The organism is Clostridium sp., assembly GCF_036646415.1.
Taxonomy (GTDB): Bacteria; Bacillota; Clostridia; order Clostridiales; family Clostridiaceae; genus Clostridium_J.
The window spans coordinates 58787-79365 of the sequence record NZ_JAVXMF010000010.1 but is presented as its reverse complement, the minus strand read 5'-3'; the positions used below and the strand labels follow the sequence as shown (position 1 = coordinate 79365).

The window sequence follows — 20579 nt, the reverse complement described above, 5'->3', positions numbered from 1 at the left end:
TTATATATAATTAGCTATTTACGATAGCTAATAAAGTTTCTTCAGGAGTTAAAAGTGTTACTTCTTCAGGTACGTTGATATCCCTAGCAAAAACTTTATCATTAAAATTCATTTTTCCTACATTAATCTCAATATATTCAGGGATTTTTTCTACATTTCCTTGAAAATCAATACGTGGGTTAAAGGTCTCCAAAACTAATCTTTTAGATTCTAAGTTTTCGTGACCTATGTATCTCACAGGAATTGACAATCTAATGACTTCATTTGGCTTTACATATTGTAAGTCGAAATGCAATATTTCATGAAGATTATTTTTTTGGATATCTTTAACGACACAATTTAATTCTTTACCATCTACATTAAAGAGTATGATAGAACCACTATTACTACTGCTTAACATTTTGGTAAGTTCACTTTTATTCATTTTAGCAGGAATGGGTTTTTCTAAGAATTCTCCATAAATGACACAAGGAACATTCCCAGACTTTCTAATTTTTTTTGAACTTTCATTTGAATCTCTTTTATATACATTAAATATTGTATTTTTCATAATAAATCCCTCACTTATTTTTAAAAATTTGACAGTTGATTTATTAAGCACAGTATATAAAATTTAAAAACTATAAATTCATAAATCTGAATTTAAGTATTATTAATTACATACAGAGCTTAAATTAAAAGCCCACATATGCATCAACCTCCTTTGAGTATACTTATACTATAATAACATATATTTATAAAAAAAACAAAATTAAGAATAAATAGTAGATTGTTTACAAAATAAAATTTAATTTTTTGTAAGTAACTTTAAAATTGGATAGATGTATAAATATCAGGATTTAGTCAGCAATAATTACTTGTTTGAATGAATGTGAAAAGATTGTATATACTAAAGTTATAAAAATAAAAAAGAGGTAATTTACTATGCCATATATAAATTTTAAGGAAGAGATAACGGCAGCAAAGCAGCAGCTTCAACATAGAAGAGATAATAATGAAAAGTTGTGTAAAAAAATAGTCTATGATAAGAGTTATTTAACAATTGAACCTGATGACAAATATAGTTTTAAAACATTTGAGAAAAAAATAATAAATAACGAAAGCACACAGAATGAAGAAGAATTCATTGGAATTAAAAATGAAAATATTATATGTAGTAAATTTATAAAGTGTAAATTTTATAATATTAAATTTGAAAACTGTAATTTTGTAGGATGTACTTTTATAGAATGTGATTTTGGTGGTGGGGGAGTAATCTTTGAAAATTGCTCATTTCTTCTAGAAGAAATTAAAAATGTACCATCTCTAAATAAAAAAGATAACCTATCTTGTAGTTTTGAAAGATGTAAAATCTATAGTAAGTTTTTAAGTTCAGATATTACGTATTTAATATTCCAAGGATGTTATCTTAAGAATACAACTTTTAAACTTACAGATATTACCAGTGCCATAATAATAAATTCTCAGATGAAAAAGATAGATATAGTGGATGCAGATTTGTCAGGAATAAAGATAGTTAATACCTATATAGAAGATTTTGAGTTTAATGATAAGTTAAAAACTAAACTAGATGAGAAAAGTTTTATAGATAAGATTCAAGTGAGGAGAAAGACTAAAGAGGAGTATGAAGGAATATACAAGGTATATGAAACCATTGCAGATAAGTTTAATGAAAATAACCTAAAGAACAATTTCGGGGAGTACTATTATCTATGTAAAACCATGCAGAGGAAAAGTTTGAAGAAGGTATTACCTAAGGTAATATCTTATATTTATTGGCTCACATGTGGATATGGAGAAAGAATACTATACCCCTTAATAAGCTCTTTAGTTATGGCTTTTACTTTTGCGATTCTATATCTTGTTATTGGGTTAGATATAGATGGTCAAATAATTAGCTATATATGGGGCATTGGTATTCCTGAGACTTTTAGGGCGTTTATGAGTCAATTAAACTCGGCGTTAAACTTAAGTGTAGAGGTATTTACGGGTTTGGGTTCAGATAATGCAACTCCAATTCCAAGATCATATATGCTTTGTAATGCGGAGATGGTAGTAGGCGTAATTATGATGGGGGTAGGTATTGCTACTTTATCAAGGAAATTAGTTAGATAAATTGTAACTGTAATGTGAAAGTATAATTAATATAAAATGCTAGAAGATAAAACTTGAAATGGTTAACATAGCCCAAACAGTAATAAATCAATAAAAATCCATTGACATAAAGCAATTAAGAGTATATTCTGAATATAAATTATTCATTAAATAAATTCTATGAAGAGAAAAAGTAGGTAATATTTTTGTTCTACAGAGAGTTGGCATTTTGCTGAAAGCCAATGTTCAAGTTATAACTGAAAATCATCTCTGAGAAGTGAAGTCGAAATTAATTAAAGTAGACTTTATCGGAGTCTTTCACCGTTAAAAGAAAAGCGTATTGTTTGATATGTATCTAAGAGCTATAAGTGAACTTTTTTTATTGAAGGTTTATTTATAGAATTAGGGTGGTAACGCGGTTAATCCCGTCCCTTGTTTTTACAAGGGGCGGTTTTTTTTATATAGATTTAAATTTTCTAAGGAGAATAAATAGTGTAAATCTATAAAAAGTTCAGGTTAGTGAGTAGATGCATATGCTCATTATTTGAAAGCTTTTATAATAAGAATTACTAGTTTCTTATTTAATGTAAAGGGGGTAATTATATGAATATTGAAGGTGACATTATTAATTAAAAGAAGAAAATATAATTCAAATTAGGGGGAATTTAAAAATGAAAAATTTATCAAAAAGAGATTTAGTATTTATAAGCTTAATGCTTTTTTCATTATTCTTTGGAGCTGGGAATTTAATATTTCCACCATTTTTAGGACAATCAGCAGGTGAAGCAATGTGGATATCCATGGCAGGTTTTTTTATAACAGCTGTAGGTTTTCCAGTTTTAGGAGTTGTTGCAGTAGCAAAATCAGGGGGTCTAAATAAACTAGCAAGAAGGGTTAATCCAGCTTTTGCAGGAGTATTTACAATACTTATATATTTATCAATAGGACCTGGACTTGGAATTCCAAGAGCGGGAAGTTTACCTTTTGAGATGGCTGTAGCGCCATATTTACCATCAGGAATATCAAAAACTTTAGCATTGTTTTTATTTACTTTAGTATTTTTCTCAGTAGCTTATTGGCTTTCGTTATCACCAACTAAGCTAGTAGATCGTATGGGAAAGGTTTTAACACCTACATTACTATTATTAATTGGAGTAATTTTTATAGCTGCAGTGTTTAAACCATTAGGTGGATATGGAGAGGTAAGTGGTGAATATTTAAATTCTCCCTTTGTTAAAGGTTTTTTAGAAGGATATTTAACTATGGATACTATAGCAGCATTAAATTTTGGAGTTGTAATTGCATTGGCAATAAAATCTAAAGGTGTAACAGATGAGAAGGAAATAGTTTCAACATCAATAAAGGCTGGAGTAATTGCAGGGATTTTATTAGTAGTAATTTATTCAATATTAGGTCACTTAGGTGCAACTAGTAGTGGCAGATTTGGGGTAACTGAAAATGGAGCACAAACTTTAACAAATGTTATGTTATATATATTTGGTAAGCCAGGAGCAATACTTTTAGCAATGGTATTTACATTAGCTTGCCTTACAACATGTGTGGGACTTATAACTTCATGTAGTCAGTACTTTGCTACATTAACTAATAAGGTATCATATGAGAATTTTGTTAGAATCTTGGCTATTTCCAGTATGACTCTTGCAAATATGGGGTTAACAAAAATTCTTTCCGTATCAGTACCAATATTAAATGCTATTTATCCAGTAGCAATAATGCTTATAGTTCTGGCTATGTTAAATAATTTATTTAAAGGAAGCTCCGTAGTATATGGATTAACTATATTGTTTACTGGAGTGGTAAGTGTAATTGATGCACTAGGGCAAGTAGGAACTAATTTAGGATTTATTATGAATTTATGCAGTAAATTACCTCTTTATTCACAGGGCCTTGGATGGATAGTGCCAGCCCTAGTGGGTATATTATTAGGTGTTGTATGTGGGTTAGTTAAGAAAAGTGAGGTTAAACCTGTTTTATATTAAAGATTATGAGTTATAATATAAAAGTAGTATTTATTTAAGAGATGACATAGGTAAGGAGTGATTTAATGAAGGCTTTAATAGATTTACATACTCATACCATTTCCAGTGGGCATGCATTTAGCACAATAAAAGAAAATATAGAGGAAGCAAGGGATAAGGGATTAAAGATACTTGGAATTTCAGACCATGCAGAAAATATGCCAGGTACAGCATCATACTTCCATTTTAAAAATATGAGAGTTATAAAAGAGGAGATTATGGGTGTAAGAGTTTTAAAGGGCATTGAGGCAAACATAATTGATTTTGAAGGTAGAATAGATGTACAGGAAGATTTAGCATTAGAGCTAGATTATATTATTGCTAGTTTACATCCACCTTGTATAGAACCAGGAAACGTAGAAGAAAATACAAATGCATTGATAAAAGTTATGAATAACCCAAATGTTAAAGTTATAGGGCATCCAGATGACGATAGATATGGTTTAGATTATGAAAAATTAGTTTTAGAAGCAAAGAAAAAGAATATGGTTTTTGAAATAAATAATTCATCTCTAACGCCAGGAAGCTTTAGGGAAAATGCAGAGGGGAATCAAAAGAAACTTTTACTTCTATGTAAAGAGCATGGAGTAAAGGTAATAATGGGAAGTGATGCTCATATTTGTTATGATGTGGGAGAGTTTTCATATTGTCAGAAGTTATTAGAAGAAGTTCAGTTTCCAGAAGAACTCGTGTTAAATTTTAGCTTACATTCATTAGATTATATATTAAATAGAAAAATGTAACGGCTAAAATACATAGATTAAGTATAAAATTTAAAAGTGTAAATAGGGCACCTTAATGTGAAGTAATATATGGATTTCACATTAAGGTGTTTTATTTATAGAATTTACTTTTATGTAAATAAATAACATAAAAGTATTGAAAAGGAGAGAACGCAGGGATAAAATATATAGTAATAAGGTTTAGTAAATATAAACCTTGTTAAATATTATATTTGGGGGGAAGAATGTGATAAGTAAAAAAAGACTAACCGCATTTATGACAGCATTAACATTACTAGTAACCATGGTTATGCCTGTGAACTCAATTAAAGTATATGCAGATGATAATCAGGCAAATGTAGCTTCAACAGAAAAAACTACTATTCAAGTGATGTCTACTACTGACTTACATGGGAAATTTAAAAATTATGATTATGCAACCATGTCAGCAGCAGCAGGTGGACTAAATCAAATTGCAACTGTTGTAAAGGAAGAAATAGCTAAAAATCCTAATACTATAGTTGTAGACAACGGGGATACTATACAGGGAAATTACAATCATTTATTTTTGAACGAAAAGTACTTAAGCGAAAATATAAATCCAATGATTTTAGGGATGAATACCATAGGATATGATAGTTTTAGTTTGGGAAACCATGAATTTAACTATGGAATGAATGTTTTAAATAAAATCGCAGAACAGTCAAAAGCAGGTGGTACTGAGGTATTATGTGCAAATCTTTATAAAGATGGAAATAGAGTATTTGATCCATATACTATAAAGGAAGTTAGTGGCATAAAAGTTGCTATCATAGGGGTCGTAACAAATAACATAACTAGATGGGATGCTGATAAGTTAGTTGGATATGAACCAACAAGACCTGATGAAGAGGTTAAAAAAGTTATAGCTGAAATAAAATCTGGAGAAGGTGCAGACTTATTTATAGTGACATCTCACATGGGTTTAACTTCAGAATATGGAAATGGAGACAGTGCTACTGATATAGCTAATTTAAATCCAGAGTTAGCTATGATAGTTGCAGGACATAGTCATACAACTATACAAAATGAAACAGTTAATGGAGTTTTAATAACTCAACCAACAAATAGTGGACAAGGAATTTCTAAGGCTGTTTTAGAAGTTGAAAAGACTGATAAGGGATTCCAGGTTATAAGTAAAACTTCTAGTGTTATTAAATTGACTAAAGAATCAATAGAAGATGTAGATTTAAATGCAAAGTTGCAACCGTATCATGATATTGCTGTAGCAGATGCTACAAGTGCAATTGGTAAGTTGGTTGGAGAAAACCTTGCGAAAGATGATGAGGTAAATGGGATACCAGAATCATTTGTTACTGATCAAGGGGTAACGGATTTAATTAACAAGGTTCAATTATACTATAGCGATAAACATTTAGAATCTATAGGTATAGACCCAAGCAAAGTGCACCACGTATCTGGTGCTGCTATGCTATCAGCAACTTCTAACTTGAAATCAGGAGTTATTACAAAAGCTGATTTGGCTAATATATATAAATTTGATAACAAGTTATATACAATTAAAACCACAGGAAAGCAATTAAAGAAATACTTAGAGTGGACAGCAGATTTATATAATACCTTTGAAGAAGGGGATTTTACTGTTTCATTTAATGATAAGTTTGCATCTTATAAATATGACATGCTTAGTGGAGTTAAATATGACCTTAATATTTCTAAGGAATTAGGTTATAGGGTAGAAAACTTATATTTTAATGATGATAAGAAAGTTGAGGATACAGATGTTGTTTACTTAACTGTAAATGATTATAGGTATAATTCAAATCTTTCAAATATTTTTGATGAAGGAGAGCATAAAAAAGTTTATGAATCTACAAATGACCAGCTTTCAGATGTAAGAGATATGATTGCTAGATATATAGTAGAAGTTAAGGCTGGGGAGATAACTAGAAATGTAGATAATAATTGGAAGTTAACAGGAGTTAAATATAATGAAGAGCTAAGAGCAGAAATTGTTAAGTTAATTAATGATGGTACTATTGAGCCAGTAGTTAGCTATGGGATCATTACAAAACAATTAACTTGGAGTGATGTAGTAGCTCAATTAACAGCAAAAGGAGAAACTGTTAAGTTAGAAAATCTCAGAAAATTAATTACAAAAACTGTAGATATTTTAAGCTTTAATGATTTTCATGGGAATGCATTAGAGTCTGGTAAAAATATTGGTGCTGCAAAGCTTGCTGGAGTTGTTGATGAATATAATTCAAAAGAAAGTGATATTTATGGTGTGATACCAGTAGCAGCAGGAGACTTATATCAAGGTACAGCTATTTCTAATCTTACCCTTGGGGAACCGGTAACTGTAATGCTTAAGGCAATGGGAGTCGAGGCATCAGCAATTGGTAACCATGAATTTGATTGGGGTATTGATAAGATTAATACATGGTCAAAGGATGGAGGATTTAGATTTTTAGCTGCAAATATAGTTAAAAAGGGCACTAATGAAAGCGTAGATTACGCAGACCCATACAAAATAGTTGAAAAAAATGGAGCTAAAATAGCTTTAATAGGAATTTCTACTCCAGAGACAGTATCTTCCACTTTAGCTGCAAATGTAAAGGATGTAGATTTCCTAGATCCAGTAGAAACCGTTAATAAGTATACTAAAATAGTTAGAGATAAAGAAAATGTAAATGCGGTAGTTGTTGTGGCTCACAGCGGTGCATATCAAGATAGTGAAACTAAAGTCATTACAGGAGAGGCTGCTGATATAGCAAGAGTAGATGGCGTAGATGCAGTAATAGCTGGTCATAATCATGCTTTTGTTTCAGGTAAAGTTCATGGAGTGCCGGTAGTAGAAGGTGGATACAATGGCAGAGGTTTAGCTAAATTAACATTTACTTTTGATGATAATAATAAACTTGTAAATGTAGAACCATATGTTCATGTATTCAAAGGCATTGAAGCAACACTTCCAGTCCATAAAGAAGTAGAGACTTCAGTAAATAAAATACAAAATGATTTAAAGGGTATACTAGGTGAAAAGGTAACAACTTTAGAAGAACGATTAAGTCATGATGAAAAAAATACATCAGTGACCCCACTTGGTGTAACAGTAGCCGAAACTATGAGAAACATCGTAGGAACTCAAATTGGAGTAACTAATGGTGGTGGTGTTAGAAGAAGTTTAGAAAAGGGTGATGTAACTGTTGGGGATATGTATGAAATATTGCCATTCGATAATACTATAGTAAAGCTTGATGTTAAGGGTTCGGATTTATATAGAATAATTGAACATGGTATTAATACTGAAGGCTTTGCGTGGGGACAATTTGCAGGCATAAAGGTTTGGTACGATAAAGAGACAGGTAAGGTTTCATCTATAAGATTAAACGATGGAAGTAAGATTGAAGACGATAAATATTACTCAGTAGCTATAAATGACTTCATGTTAACAGGGGGAGATAAATATGATTTCTCAAATGCCGAAAATGTAGTTAATACAAATGTGGTTATGAGAGATGCAATGGCTGAAAATTGGAAGGTAAATGGTGTACCTAAGATAGATTTTGAAGTGTTAGTAGCGGGAGAAGATACCACTGTAGACAATACAGTACCAGAAAATCCTGATACTGAGAATAAACCTAATAAGCCAAGTAAGCCAGGCAAATTACCACAAACAGGTATTCCACTAACAGCAGATATGATTGCTATAATGTCAATTGCGTTAGGCGGATATATGGTAAAGAGAAAAAAATCAGCATAAAACAAATTATATATTTTAATACCACTTATTTATATAATTTTAGTAAAAACAATGTTAATTAAAAACTACCTATAAGTAGAAATAGATTTCTACTTGTGGGTAGTTTTCTTTGGAAAAATTAAAGTATATTTAAATTAGTCAAGTGAGACTTGAAAAATCTGTGTATATAATCTCAATAAAGGTATACTAATGATGAGAGAATAAACTAATCCACAGCGGGTTATGTTAAGTATAGTAAAAAATATTAAGAAAGGAAAAGTATAATGAATTTTTAATACATGTTTGTTATACAAGGTGATTATATGGAATCCGTATGGAGTAAAAGTCGGTATTTTCAAAAGAGAGAAACTTTAGATAGTAATATAAAAGCTGATATAGTTGTAGTTGGAGCAGGGTTAGCTGGAGTGTTAACAGCATATATGCTTCAGAAAAAAGGGTTAAAGGTAATTGTTATTGAAGCTAAAACTGTTGCTAGCGGAAATATAGAGAGGACTACGGCAAAGATAACATCACAGCATAATTTAATTTATAATAAACTAATAAAGGAATTTGGAGAAGAGAAAGCAAAACAATATGCTGATGCAAATGAGCTTGCCATAAAAAAATATAGAGAAATAATAAATGAGAAGAAAATAGATTGTGATTTTGAGGAAAAATCAGCTTATTTATATTCTTTGGATAAGGTTGAAGATCTTAAACTTGAGTTTGAGGCTGCAAAAAAATTAGGTATTAGTGCAGAATTGGTAGAGAAAATTAATCTACCCTTTGATATTAAGCTAGCATTAAAGTTTAATAATCAAGCACAGTTTAATCCAATTAAATTCTTGGAGGCGATCTCAAAAGACTTAACTATATATGAGCATACAAGAGCCACAGAAATTAAAGAAAAAGAAAATGTGGTTATGACAGAGGAAGGTAAAATTACAGCAGAAAAAATAGTTGTAACAACACACTTTCCAATTATGAATGTTCCGGGATTTTATTTTATGAAAATGCATCAAGAAAGATCCTATGTTTTAGCCATAGAAAATGTTAGTAATGTGGATGGAATGTATCTTGATGTTGATAAAGATGGTTACTCCTTTAGAAATTATAAGGATTTATTATTTGTAGGGGGAGAATCTCATAGAACAGGTAAAAAGGTAGAGGACGGAAGTTATGATAAGTTAAGAATAGTAGCTAAAGACCTTTACCCTGATTCAAAAGAAAAGTATCATTGGTCGGCACAGGATTGCATGACCATAGATGGCATACCTTACATTGGAAAATATTCTCCATCCACACCTAATATTTATGTTGCAACAGGATTTAATAAATGGGGAATGACAAATTCCATGGTATCTGCAATGATATTATCAGATATGATATCAGGAAATGAGAATGATTTTTCAGCCATATATTCTCCAAGTAGATTTGATATGTCATCATCAATAGGTAATTTAATGAAGGATGGAGCGACTACAACAAAGAATTTCATTGCTGAGATAGTTAATATACCAGATGAACAAATAGAACATATTAAAAATGGTCATGGTGGAATAGTAGATTACAATGGGGAGAAGGTTGGCGTATATAAGGATGATAAGGGGAAACGCTATATTGTAGCAACAAAATGTCCTCATCTAGGATGTCAACTTCAATGGAATGCTGATGAATTATCTTGGGATTGTCCTTGTCATGGGTCAAGATTTAATTATGATGGAAGTATAATAGATAGCCCTGCTACTAAGAGTAATAATAATGAGTAATTTTAATGGAGGTAATAAGAAAAAGAACTTTTTTGAGGGTTGGTATTTTAAACATCAAAAGGGGGATAACACAATAGCTTTTATACCAGGAATAAATATTGATGATAAAGGAAATAAAGTAGCATTTATTCAAGTTATCACAAATACAAGCTCATATAATATTAACTATCCATTCTCAGAATTTTTGGTAGATAAAGATAGGGTGGAGGTAGTTATAGGAGATAATATATTTTCAGAAAAAGGAGTTAAGCTTCATATTGAAAGTGAAGATATATCTATATCAGGTAATATAAAGTATGGAGAATTAATGCCTATAAAATATGATATCATGGGTCCTTTTGCTGCTATACCATTTATGGAATGTAATCATGGGATTATAAGTTTATACCATGAATTAAATGGAGAAATAATTATTAATAATGATAAAATTAACTTAGATGGTGGAAAAGGATATATTGAAAAGGATTGGGGAAGTTCATTTCCAAAAACTTATCTTTGGATTCAATGTAATGATTTTAAGGATGATAAATGTTGTATAATGGCATCTATAGCAGATGTACCTTTTATGGGTTTGAATTTTAAAGGATGCATATGTGTTGTGTGCTATAAGGGTAAAGAATACAGATTTGCTACATATAATGGTGTAAGAATTCTTAATTATGATAATAAATCTATAGTATTAAAAAGAGATAAGTATAAGCTAGAGATTAAAGTAAAAAGTGAAAATCCACAAAAGTTATTGGCACCAAGTCGAGGACAGATGTCTAGAACTATACATGAAAATACCTCTTGCCCAGCATCATTTAAGTTTTATATTAATAATGAACTGTTATTTAATCAGAGTAGTAATAATTGTAGCTTTGAATATGTGGGAAAATAGAATAGTAGACGAAAGATGATATATTAATATTAAGTTATTGATATATCATTTTCATATATATTTAAAATTATATTTACTATTATGAAATATGGAGATAAAATAATGATATAAATTAATTAGTGTGAAATTTGGAGGGCTTTATGAATTTAATGGAGAATATGACTTGGTATGAGTTTAATGAAAGAAAATCTAAGGATGTTGTTATACTTCCAATTGGGGCAGTTGAACAGCATGGGCCTCATTTGCCATTATATACAGATACCATAATATCTAAAAATATGTCTGAGTTACTTGCTGAAAGAGTTAATGGAATTGTTATGCCAGCTATAAGTTACGGATATAAGTCACAACCAGCTAGTGGGGGAGGACCATTATTTCCAGGAACTATAGATCTAAATGGAAGTACTTTAGTAGAGTTAGTCAAAGATATAATAAATGAGCTTCTAAGAGATGGGGTAGAAAAGATAGTAGTAATGAACAGTCATTATGAAAATCAAGGGTTTATTGCAGAGGCTTTAGATTTAATATGTAGAGATAAAGAAATAAGTGCAAAAATAGTGCTTATGAGTTGGTGGGACTTAGTTTCAGATGAGACTATAAATAAAATATTTGATGAAGTACCATTCCCAGGTTGGGCTTTAGAACATGCAGCGATAACAGAAACATCATTAATTATGAAATTTGAACCAGAACTTGTACATATGGATAGATTGGTTGATGAAAAAATAGACAAGGCTCCAAACTATCAAGTTTATCCTATTCCAGATGATATAGTTCCAAAGTCAGGATTACTTTCAATTGCTAGAACAAGTAGCCCAGAAAAAGGTGAACTTATAGTAAATGAAGTAATAGATGAAATGAATGAAATTGTTAATAGGGAATTTAGTAAGTAATGCAATAAAGAAGTGGCAATCATTAATAATGAGGCCACTTCTTTATTTATATAATTGTTATATACAAATTTACTTTAGTATACAGATTAGTGGATTGGCATGATTTCAACTTCTATTCCATTGACCTTAGCTGCATTTATAAGTTCGTCATTAGCATTGATAGGATTATATAAAGTAATTGTCTTTAAGCTTTTACAATTTAGAAGAGGCTTATAATCAACAATAAAATGTTCATCATTAAAGGAAATATTGTTGAGAGAATTCAGATGTTCTATACCATTTAACTTTTTTAAATCATAAATGTTAAGGGATGCTACACTATTCAAATCATCTTCTGTTAGTGGGATAAAACGTGGTTGCTTAATTTCATAAGCATGACTTCGGTTTGAACTTTAATTTCATCATTATTCATTTTTAACATCCTTAAAGTTACGGCTTAATAGAGACGTAATATTTATTAACAATAGTTTGTTAATAGGCCAATAGTAGTATAAATTTTTTATTCTAAGTAAAAGTTTACTTATTGAATATATTACCATCATATTTACTCAAAGTACATATATTTACATTAATACCATAACAGTTGTAATAGTAATTTGTATAGTGGATAATATTTAGATTATAAATTTTATTGACTTTTATTTTTGTAGAAAGTCCCGAGCGTGGGTTGATAGTGCCAAGTGCATATCTTAAGACAAGGGTGTCCACGGTGACGTGGAATCAGAAGGAAGTCGGCGGTAAAACTATGGTCTGACGAACAGAAACTACATAAAAATCATCAATTTCAGCTGGAATTAATTTGCGTAGCCCAGAGCAAATAAAATGAATAGTATTCGAAAATGACTTTCCTAAGCTATGTGCTTCTTTGTATTCATTTGAAGTGATTAAGTTATTTGTTTTTTAAAAAATTAAAAATAGTAATTTAGTATTTTTCATAATGCAAAACTTCGTTATAAATTTATTGGCCTATAGCAAGGCTTCAAAATTTCCACCTATTGTAAAGTGTTTTTTATATATATTCTACTCGATTATTTATAAAGTAAATTTAGTAAAGAATTTATTTTTAATTAAACTTGCTGTATAAATAGTTTGATTAATTTAAATACTATAGAATTGAAAGGAGTTTATGATGAATAATTTTAAAATGAAAACCCAAATTTATTTTGGGCAAGGAGCTTTAGGGAGATTAGACGAAGTAGGCAATAAAAAGGTTTTTGTGGTTACGGATTCTTTCATGGTTAAGTCAGATATGATTAAAAACATTACCGATAGGTTAAAAAATGCCGATATAACTATATTTAGTGATATAGTTCCAGATCCGCCAATCGAAACTATAGTCCAAGGGATTGAAGCGCTTCAAAAGGCTAAACCAGAAATATTGATAGCTTTAGGTGGAGGCTCTGCTATAGATGCAGCTAAGGCTATTATGGACTTTTCTAAGAAGATTACATCAGTTAAAGATATGCAGTTTATTGCAATTCCAACAACAAGCGGTACTGGTTCAGAGGTTACATCTTTTGCGGTAATTACAGATAAATCTAAGGGTATAAAATATCCATTGGTATCAGATGATTTGCTTCCAAATGTAGCAATACTTGATCCAGAACTAGTAAAAAGTGTTCCAGCTGGAATAACTGCTGATACAGGAATGGATGTAATTACTCATGCACTTGAAGCCTATGTATCTACGGATGCTTCGGATTTTTCGGATGCTCTTGCAGAAAAAGCAATAGTACTTGCATTTAAATATCTAATACCTGCATATAAAGATGGGGGAAATCTAGAAGCTAGAGAAAAAATGCATAACGCATCATGTCTTGCTGGGATAGCTTTCAATGCAGCTTCATTAGGATTAAATCATGGTATAGCTCATGTATTAGGTGGGAAGTTTCATGTGCCTCATGGAAGAACTAACGCAATATTACTTCCATATATAGTAGAGTTTAATGCTGATATCGTTGGTTATGAAAATAATGATTTCTCCAGAGCTGCAGAAAAATATGCGAATATATCTAAGTTATTAGGACTACCATGTGGAAATGCAAGAGCAGGGGTTAGAAGCCTTATAAATGAAATTAAGAAACTTCAAAAGGATATGAAAATGCCTACAACACTGAAAGCTTGTGGTGTTTCAATGGAGGACTTAAGTGCGTTAAAAGAAGATATTGCAACCCTTGCACTTTTAGATGCATGCACTGCGACTAATCCGAAGATAGTAACATCTCTTGATGTTATTGAAATTATCGGAAAAATTAAAGAATAATCAATGAAATTAGTTGACAGAGTAAATGTTTAAATATGTAATCTTTGTATACACAAAGTAGTGTAACAATTCGAGAAAAGATGCTCCTTGAAGATATTTTTATATTTTCAAGGAGCTTTTATAATTTTTTTATGAAAATATATTAATATATTAAGAATAGTTGAGTAAACACAGGTGATACTAAAAATAATGTTTTATAACAAAATGTAAAATTTAAATTATAAATATAGATATGAAAGTAAGGTGAGCATATGAGTGAGGATAAACAAAGAATTATACAAGAATTTGTACCGGGTAAACAGGTAACCCTTGCACATATAATAGCAAATCCAAGTGAAGAACTTTATAAAAAGTTAGGGCTTGTTGTAGAGAAAAAAGATGCTATTGGAATTTTAACGATAACTCCTAGTGAGGGAACTATAATAGCAGCTGACGTAGCTACAAAGGCTGCGGGTATAACATTAGGATTTGTAGATAGATTTAGTGGATCACTTGTTATAACTGGAGATGTAAGTTCGGTTGAATCTGCATTAAATGAAGTAATAATTGTACTAGAAGGATTATTGCAGTTTGCATCTACTAAGATTACAAAAACTTAGGAGGAAATATGAAAAAGGTAATTTTCATTGGGAAAACAGGAAGTGGAAAAACTACTCTTTGTCAAAAACTTCAGGATCTTGATTTGAAGTATAAAAAGACGCAATCTGTGGAAATATATGATGAATCAATAGATACACCAGGGGAGTACTTAGAAAATAGATTCTATTATAAAGCTTTGATAGTAACTTCAGTAGATGCAGATAGAATTGCATTAGTATGTGATTGTACCGCTGAAGAATCGTATATACCACCAGGTTTTAGCAGTATGTTTGCTAAGGACACTATAGGGATAATAACAAAGATAGATATTGCTTCAAGTAATGATAAAATCGAAATAGCTAGAGAATGGTTACATGAAGCTGGGGTTTCAAAAATTTTTGAAGTTAATACTTTAGAGGGAACTGGAATAGAAGAGTTAAGTGAATATTTAAGTTCATAAATAAAGGGCAATAAGAACATTATAATAGTCGACGATGAAACCATTATTAGAATGGATATACAAATGCCAATACTGGATGGAATTAAAGCAAGTACAATTTACATTGGCAGAGGATATAATCAAGATTTAGAAGGTATGCATTATGATGATTTAGCTTTGGATGACATGGATTTTAGTAGTATAAATAAAATTTTAGAAATTATAAAGAATAATTTACAAACTGTAGCTTCACTTTTAAGAATTCAAGGGAGAAGATGTAATAGTAAGGAAGCGAAGATAACACTTCAAGATAGTGTAAATAGTATTCTTGCAATTGCTGCAACTCATGAACTTTTATCTAAGGATATAAGGGCTGAAGTGAAAATTATGAAGGTTATAAATGCAATAGCAGATAATGGAAAAAGATGTTTCTCAAATGTTCATAAGAAAAATATCAGTGCCTGACAATGGAGTTGGTTTTGATACTTCTATAAATAAAATATCTAACATAGGGATATCGATAGTTAAAAATTATGTTTCTGATAAATTAAATGGACATATAAATATAACTTCAAGTAAAGCAGGGACAGAAGTTAAGTTTAAATTTATAATAAAAAATCAATAGATTGAAGGCTACACTGATGTAGTTTGACTTAAGCAAAGAGGCTTAAGTTTATAAAAAATATAAATTCATGCATTTTATGCTGAGTTTATATTTGTAACTTTGAGTCTTTTTATATTGGGAGGTGAAATTATGAGAGAAGAACTTCTAAGTGTTGGGATTGATATAGGAACAAGTACTACACAGTTAGTATTTTCAAAGTTAATAATAGAAAATACTGCTTCAAGTTTTTCAGTGCCAAGGATTTCAATAGTAGATAAACAAGTAATTTACAGAAGTGATGTTTACTTTACACCGCTTAAATCAATGACTGAGATTGATGCTGAAAAAGTAAAGGATATAGTTGCATTAGAGTATAAAAAATCAGGAATTAATAAAGCTGATATTCAAACCGGTGCAGTAATTATTACTGGAGAAACTGCTAGAAAGCAGAATGCTAATGAGGTGATTCATACTTTAAGCGGATTTGCTGGAGATTTTGTTGTGGCAACGGCAGGCCCGGATTTGGAAAGTATAATAGCAGCGAAGGGTGCAGGTGCTCACACTTATTCAGAAGAGCATTCTACAGTAGTTGTAAACCTAGACATCGGTGGAGGAACAACTAATTTAGCAGTGTTTAATAGAGGTGACCTTAAAGAAACTGGGTGCTTGGATATTGGTGGTAGACTTATAAAACTTGATAAAGATACAAATAATATAGTATATATTGCACCAAAGATACAGAAAATTATAGATGATAACAACTTTAATATAAGTGTTGGATATAAAGCGACTCGTGAAATGCTAACACCGGTTATTACTGAAATGGTGAAGGTTTTAGAGGAAAGTGTAGGGATAAGGAAACAAACACCTACTTTAGACATGATTATTACAAATAAGAATATCGAACTTAAGGAAGAGATTAAATGTATTTCATTCTCTGGAGGGGTAGCAGATTATGTTTACAATGAAGAATCTATTGATGATTACTTTAAGTATGGAGACATAGGTATACTTCTGGGAGATGCAATTAAAAACTCTGAATTATGTAGAAAACTTAATGTAGTAAGATCTCTTGAAACTATAAGAGCTACAGTAGTTGGGGCAGGTTCTCATACTATGGATATTAGTGGTAGTACTATTACTTACACTCATGACAAATTTCCAATAAAAAATTTACCTATTTTAAAGCTTAGTGTTGATGATGAAAATAAAGGATCAGAAGGACTTCAAAAAGCTATAGTAGATAAATTAGATTGGTTTAAGTATGAAAATGAGTTGCAAAGTATTGCAGTAGCTTTAAATGGGAAAAAGAACCCTTCTTTCATGGATATACAAGATACTGCAAAAGGTCTTGTAGGTGGCATGAAGGAACTAATAGATAGGAATCTTGATCTTATTATAATTGTTGAAAATGATATGGCAAAGGTCTTAGGTCAGGCTATTTACTCTATTTTTAATTTTGAAAAAGATATAGTATGTATCGATGGAATCAAGGTTGAAAATGGAGATTATATAGATATAGGTAAACCAGTAGCAGAGGGTAAAGTATTACCTGTAGTTATAAAAACATTAGTATTTAATTAACCGAGAGGAGGATTATCATGATTTTAAAAACTAAATTATTTGGAAAAGTGTACCAGTTTAATACAGTCATGGAAGTTATGGCAAAAGCCAATGAGAAAAAATCAGGAGATGAGCTAGCAGGACTTGCAGCACAATCAGCAGAAGAGAGGGTTGCAGCAAAGGTTGTACTTTCTAACCTTACGCTAGGTGACTTAAGAAATAGTCCAGCAGTACCTTATGAAATGGATGAGGTTACAAGAATAATTCAAGATGATGTAAATGAAAAAATATATGCAGAAGTTAAGAACTGGACTGTAGCTGAATTCAGAGAGTGGTTATTAGATGATAAGACTACAGGATCAGATATAAGAAGAGTTTCAAGAGGAATAACATCAGAAATAGTAGCTGCAGTTACAAAAATTATGTCTAACTTAGATTTAATATGTGCTGCTAAGAAAATAAAGGTTATAGCTCACTGTAACACAACAATAGGAGAGCCAGGAACATTATCAGTTAGATTACAACCAAACCACCCAACAGATGATCCAGATGGAGTACTTGCTTCATTAATGGAAGGATTAAGCTATGGTATGGGAGATGCTGTACTTGGATTAAATCCAGTTGACGACTCTGTAGAGAGTGTAATGAAAATATTAAAGAGATTTGAAGATTTCAAACAAAAGTGGGAAATCCCAACTCAAACTTGTGTACTTGCGCACGTAACTACACAAATGGAAGCTATAAGAAAAGGTGCACCAGCAGATCTTATATTCCAATCAATCGCTGGTTCTGAAAAAGGAAACTCAGCATTTGGATTTAATGCAGCAACAATAGAAGAAGCAAGACAACTTGCACTTAAACAAGGAACAGCTACAGGTCCAAACGTAATGTACTTTGAGACAGGTCAAGGTTCAGAGCTTTCTTCAGATGCACACCATGGTGCAGACCAAGTAACAATGGAAGCTAGATGTTATGGATTTGCTAAGAGATTTGATCCATTCCTAGTAAATACAGTTGTTGGATTTATAGGACCTGAGTATTTATATGATGGAAAACAAGTTACTAGAGCAGGACTTGAGGACCACTTCATGGGTAAACTTTCAGGACTTCCAATGGGATGTGACGTTTGTTATACAAACCATATGAAGGCTGATCAAAATGATATAGAAAATTTAGCAGTATTACTTGCTACAGCTGGATGTACATACTTCATGGCAATACCTCATGGAGATGACGTTATGCTTAACTATCAAACAACAGGACATCATGAAACAGCTACTATAAGAGAGTTATTGGGATTAAGACCTATAAAAGCTTTCGAAGAGTGGATGGAAAAAATGGATATAGTCAACAATGGTAAGTTAACCAGCAAAGCTGGAGACGCTTCAATATTCTTAGGATAAGGGGGTACTACTAATGAATGAACAAGAATTAAAATCAATGGTTGAAAAATTATTAAGCGAAATGGTAGGGAAAACAGGAACTACTGAATTAGTAAATGAAATAGCAAGTAAAGTTAGCAATAACACTGTAGTAGATGTGAATGGATGCATTCCAGATATAACAGAAATTGATCTAAAAAAGCAGCTTTTAGTTAAGAATCCACATAATAGAGAAGGGTACCTAAAAATGAAGGAGAGAACTCCAGCAAGAATAGGTATTGGAAGAGCAGGTACAAGATATAACACTATAACTCAATTAAGAGTTAGAGCGGACCATGCTGCAGCACAAGACTCAGTATTCTCTTATGTATCTGAGGACTTCATAAAAGCAAACAATCTTATAGAAGTAAATACAATGTGTACAGATAAGGATCACTACCTTACTCGTCCAGACCTAGGAAGAAGATTTGATGAAGAAACTACTAAATTCATAAAAGATAAATTCTCAGGTAACAAAGTGTTATTAATAGTTGGAGATGGACTAAGTTCAGCTGCAATCGAAGCAAATCTTAAAGATTCAATTCCTTCAATTAAACAAGGTTTAAAAATGTATGGTATTGAAATTGGAGATATATTATTTATTAAACATGCCAGAGTTGGGGCTATGGATGCAGTTGGTGATGCAACAGGAGCAGAAGTTGTTTGCATGCTAGTAGGAGAAAGACCAGGTCTAGTTACAGCTGAATCAATGAGTGCTTACATAGCATACAAACCAACAGCAAATATGCCAGAAGCAAATAGAACAGTTATATCAAACATCCACAAGGGTGGTACTACAGCAGTTGAAGCTGGAGCACACATAGCTGAGCTTATCAAAACTATGCTTGATAAGAAAGCATCTGGAATAAATTTAAAAATATAATTTTAGGGGGAATTTATTGTGATTAATGAAGCATTACGTCCAACGGTATTAAGTGTTAAAATAATTTCAAATGTAAGCCCAGAACTAGTTAAGAAACTAGAATTACAACCTCACCACAAAAGTTTAGGATTAATAACTGCTGATAGTGATGATGTAACTTACACTGCACTTGATGAAGCTACTAAGTCAGCAGAAGTTGATGTTGTATATGCAAGATCAATGTATGCAGGTGCTGCAAATGCATCTACAAAACTTGCTGGTGAAGTTATCGGAATAATAGCTGGACCAAGTCCAGCAGAAGTTAGAAGTGGATTAAATGCAGCTATTGACTTCATGGAAAATGGATCACACTTCGTAAGTGCTAACGATGATAACTCAATAGCATACTATGCACACTGTGTTTCAAGAACAGGAACTTACCTTTCTAAAGTAGCTGGAGTTAAAGAAGGAGAAGCATTAGCTTACCTTGTAGCACCACCACTTGAAGCTATCTACGGATTAGATGCAGCGATGAAGGCAGCAGATGTAGAGCTTAAAGAATTCTTTGGACCTCCAACAGAAACAAACTATGGTGGTGGATTACTTACAGGTAGTCAATCAGCATGTAAGGCAGCATGTGACGCTTTTGCAGAAGCTGTTAAATCAGTTGCTCAACAACCGGTAAATTTTTAGGTTAAGGCTTTAG

The 20579-nt window shown here is 31.4% G+C and carries 18 protein-coding genes and 1 other annotated feature; of the genes, 16 read left to right on the top strand and 2 right to left on the bottom strand.

Going from position 1 to position 20579, the window contains the following annotated elements; all coding sequences use genetic code 11:
- Window positions 1-10: 10 nt before the first annotated feature.
- Window positions 11-550: a 50S ribosomal protein L25 gene (locus RSD37_RS08885; protein WP_346946368.1), complete on the bottom strand. Its 540-nt coding sequence runs from the start codon at window positions 548-550 to the stop codon at window positions 11-13.
- Between the two features lie 374 nt (window positions 551-924).
- On the opposite strand from RSD37_RS08885, the gene RSD37_RS08880 reads away from it, so the two are divergent.
- The 7 genes from RSD37_RS08880 (at window position 925) to RSD37_RS08850 (ending at window position 12142) form a co-directional block, all read left to right on the top strand.
- A complete protein-coding gene (locus RSD37_RS08880; RefSeq protein WP_346946367.1) occupies window positions 925-2115 on the top strand; it encodes a pentapeptide repeat-containing protein in 1191 nt (396 codons plus the stop codon).
- A gap of 150 nt (window positions 2116-2265) precedes the next feature.
- Window positions 2266-2530: a binding site (T-box leader), on the top strand.
- A 235-nt stretch (window positions 2531-2765) separates the two neighbouring features.
- On the top strand, window positions 2766-4094 hold the full coding sequence (brnQ, locus tag RSD37_RS08875; RefSeq protein ID WP_346946366.1) for a branched-chain amino acid transport system II carrier protein: 1329 nt from the start codon (window positions 2766-2768) through the stop codon (window positions 4092-4094).
- 65 nt (window positions 4095-4159) lie between these two features.
- Window positions 4160-4876 (top strand): phosphatase, encoded by a 717-nt coding sequence (locus tag RSD37_RS08870; RefSeq protein WP_346946365.1) that lies wholly within the window; start codon window positions 4160-4162, stop codon window positions 4874-4876.
- 226 nt (window positions 4877-5102) lie between these two features.
- Complete coding sequence (locus tag RSD37_RS08865; protein WP_346946364.1) at window positions 5103-8621, top strand: 5'-nucleotidase C-terminal domain-containing protein; 3519 nt, start codon at window positions 5103-5105, stop codon at window positions 8619-8621.
- A 302-nt stretch (window positions 8622-8923) separates the two neighbouring features.
- Window positions 8924-10369, top strand: coding sequence for an FAD-dependent oxidoreductase (locus RSD37_RS08860; protein WP_346946363.1), 1446 nt, complete (start codon window positions 8924-8926; stop codon window positions 10367-10369).
- Window positions 10362-11249 carry a tocopherol cyclase family protein gene (locus RSD37_RS08855; protein ID WP_346946362.1) on the top strand — a complete coding sequence of 296 codons (888 nt, stop codon included), beginning with the start codon at window positions 10362-10364 and terminating at the stop codon, window positions 11247-11249. The genes RSD37_RS08860 and RSD37_RS08855 overlap by 8 nt, the downstream gene beginning before the upstream one ends.
- 140 nt (window positions 11250-11389) lie before the next feature.
- Complete coding sequence (locus RSD37_RS08850) at window positions 11390-12142, top strand: creatininase (RefSeq protein ID WP_346946361.1); 753 nt, start codon at window positions 11390-11392, stop codon at window positions 12140-12142.
- Between the two features lie 86 nt (window positions 12143-12228).
- Here RSD37_RS08850 and RSD37_RS08845 read toward each other — a convergent pair whose 3' ends face one another.
- Window positions 12229-12468, bottom strand: coding sequence for a hypothetical protein (locus tag RSD37_RS08845; protein WP_346946360.1), 240 nt, complete (start codon window positions 12466-12468; stop codon window positions 12229-12231).
- 803 nt (window positions 12469-13271) lie between these two features.
- Between RSD37_RS08845 and RSD37_RS08840 the strand changes: the two genes are divergently transcribed.
- From RSD37_RS08840 to eutL, 9 genes are all read left to right on the top strand, one after another.
- The gene (locus RSD37_RS08840; RefSeq protein WP_346946359.1) at window positions 13272-14405 is read left to right on the top strand and encodes a 1-propanol dehydrogenase PduQ; all 1134 of its coding nucleotides are present in this window, start codon (window positions 13272-13274) and stop codon (window positions 14403-14405) included.
- 251 nt (window positions 14406-14656) lie between these two features.
- Window positions 14657-15004 (top strand): BMC domain-containing protein, encoded by a 348-nt coding sequence (locus tag RSD37_RS08835; RefSeq protein WP_346946358.1) that lies wholly within the window; start codon window positions 14657-14659, stop codon window positions 15002-15004.
- 8 nt (window positions 15005-15012) lie between these two features.
- On the top strand, window positions 15013-15444 hold the full coding sequence (locus tag RSD37_RS08830) for a EutP/PduV family microcompartment system protein (protein ID WP_346946357.1): 432 nt from the start codon (window positions 15013-15015) through the stop codon (window positions 15442-15444).
- Between the two features lie 51 nt (window positions 15445-15495).
- The gene (locus RSD37_RS08825; RefSeq protein ID WP_346946356.1) at window positions 15496-15888 is read left to right on the top strand and encodes a histidine kinase dimerization/phosphoacceptor domain -containing protein; all 393 of its coding nucleotides are present in this window, start codon (window positions 15496-15498) and stop codon (window positions 15886-15888) included.
- The gene (locus RSD37_RS08820) at window positions 15860-16048 is read left to right on the top strand and encodes a hypothetical protein (RefSeq protein WP_346946355.1); all 189 of its coding nucleotides are present in this window, start codon (window positions 15860-15862) and stop codon (window positions 16046-16048) included. Before RSD37_RS08825 ends, RSD37_RS08820 begins: the two co-directional genes overlap by 29 nt.
- A gap of 129 nt (window positions 16049-16177) precedes the next feature.
- Window positions 16178-17611 (top strand): ethanolamine ammonia-lyase reactivating factor EutA, encoded by a 1434-nt coding sequence (gene eutA, locus RSD37_RS08815; protein ID WP_346946354.1) that lies wholly within the window; start codon window positions 16178-16180, stop codon window positions 17609-17611.
- Window positions 17612-17628: 17 nt separating this feature from the next.
- On the top strand, window positions 17629-18993 hold the full coding sequence (locus RSD37_RS08810; RefSeq protein ID WP_346946353.1) for an ethanolamine ammonia-lyase subunit EutB: 1365 nt from the start codon (window positions 17629-17631) through the stop codon (window positions 18991-18993).
- Between the two features lie 13 nt (window positions 18994-19006).
- On the top strand, window positions 19007-19894 hold the full coding sequence (gene eutC, locus RSD37_RS08805; protein ID WP_346946352.1) for an ethanolamine ammonia-lyase subunit EutC: 888 nt from the start codon (window positions 19007-19009) through the stop codon (window positions 19892-19894).
- Window positions 19895-19912: 18 nt separating this feature from the next.
- Entirely contained in the window at window positions 19913-20566 is a 654-nt protein-coding gene (eutL, locus tag RSD37_RS08800) for an ethanolamine utilization microcompartment protein EutL (RefSeq protein WP_346932330.1), read from the top strand.
- The last annotated feature ends 13 nt before the right edge of the window (window positions 20567-20579 follow it).

Excerpts from the sequence above, each read along its gene's own strand:
- eutA (WP_346946354.1), top strand. The coding sequence starts at position 16,178 with ATGAGAGAAGAACTTCTAAGTGTTGGGATTGATATAGGAACAAGTACT.
- RSD37_RS08880 (WP_346946367.1), top strand. The coding sequence starts at position 925 with ATGCCATATATAAATTTTAAGGAAGAGATAACGGCAGCAAAGCAGCAG.
- RSD37_RS08860 (WP_346946363.1), top strand. The coding sequence starts at position 8,924 with ATGGAATCCGTATGGAGTAAAAGTCGGTATTTTCAAAAGAGAGAAACT.
- RSD37_RS08885 (WP_346946368.1), bottom strand. The coding sequence starts at position 550 with ATGAAAAATACAATATTTAATGTATATAAAAGAGATTCAAATGAAAGT.
- RSD37_RS08840 (WP_346946359.1), top strand. The coding sequence starts at position 13,272 with ATGAATAATTTTAAAATGAAAACCCAAATTTATTTTGGGCAAGGAGCT.
- RSD37_RS08835 (WP_346946358.1), top strand. The coding sequence starts at position 14,657 with ATGAGTGAGGATAAACAAAGAATTATACAAGAATTTGTACCGGGTAAA.
- RSD37_RS08820 (WP_346946355.1), top strand. The coding sequence starts at position 15,860 with ATGTTCATAAGAAAAATATCAGTGCCTGACAATGGAGTTGGTTTTGAT.
- RSD37_RS08855 (WP_346946362.1), top strand. The coding sequence starts at position 10,362 with ATGAGTAATTTTAATGGAGGTAATAAGAAAAAGAACTTTTTTGAGGGT.
- RSD37_RS08830 (WP_346946357.1), top strand. The coding sequence starts at position 15,013 with ATGAAAAAGGTAATTTTCATTGGGAAAACAGGAAGTGGAAAAACTACT.
- RSD37_RS08810 (WP_346946353.1), top strand. The coding sequence starts at position 17,629 with ATGATTTTAAAAACTAAATTATTTGGAAAAGTGTACCAGTTTAATACA.
- eutC (WP_346946352.1), top strand. The coding sequence starts at position 19,007 with ATGAATGAACAAGAATTAAAATCAATGGTTGAAAAATTATTAAGCGAA.
- RSD37_RS08850 (WP_346946361.1), top strand. The coding sequence starts at position 11,390 with ATGAATTTAATGGAGAATATGACTTGGTATGAGTTTAATGAAAGAAAA.
- RSD37_RS08825 (WP_346946356.1), top strand. The coding sequence starts at position 15,496 with ATGGATATACAAATGCCAATACTGGATGGAATTAAAGCAAGTACAATT.
- RSD37_RS08870 (WP_346946365.1), top strand. The coding sequence starts at position 4,160 with ATGAAGGCTTTAATAGATTTACATACTCATACCATTTCCAGTGGGCAT.
- brnQ (WP_346946366.1), top strand. The coding sequence starts at position 2,766 with ATGAAAAATTTATCAAAAAGAGATTTAGTATTTATAAGCTTAATGCTT.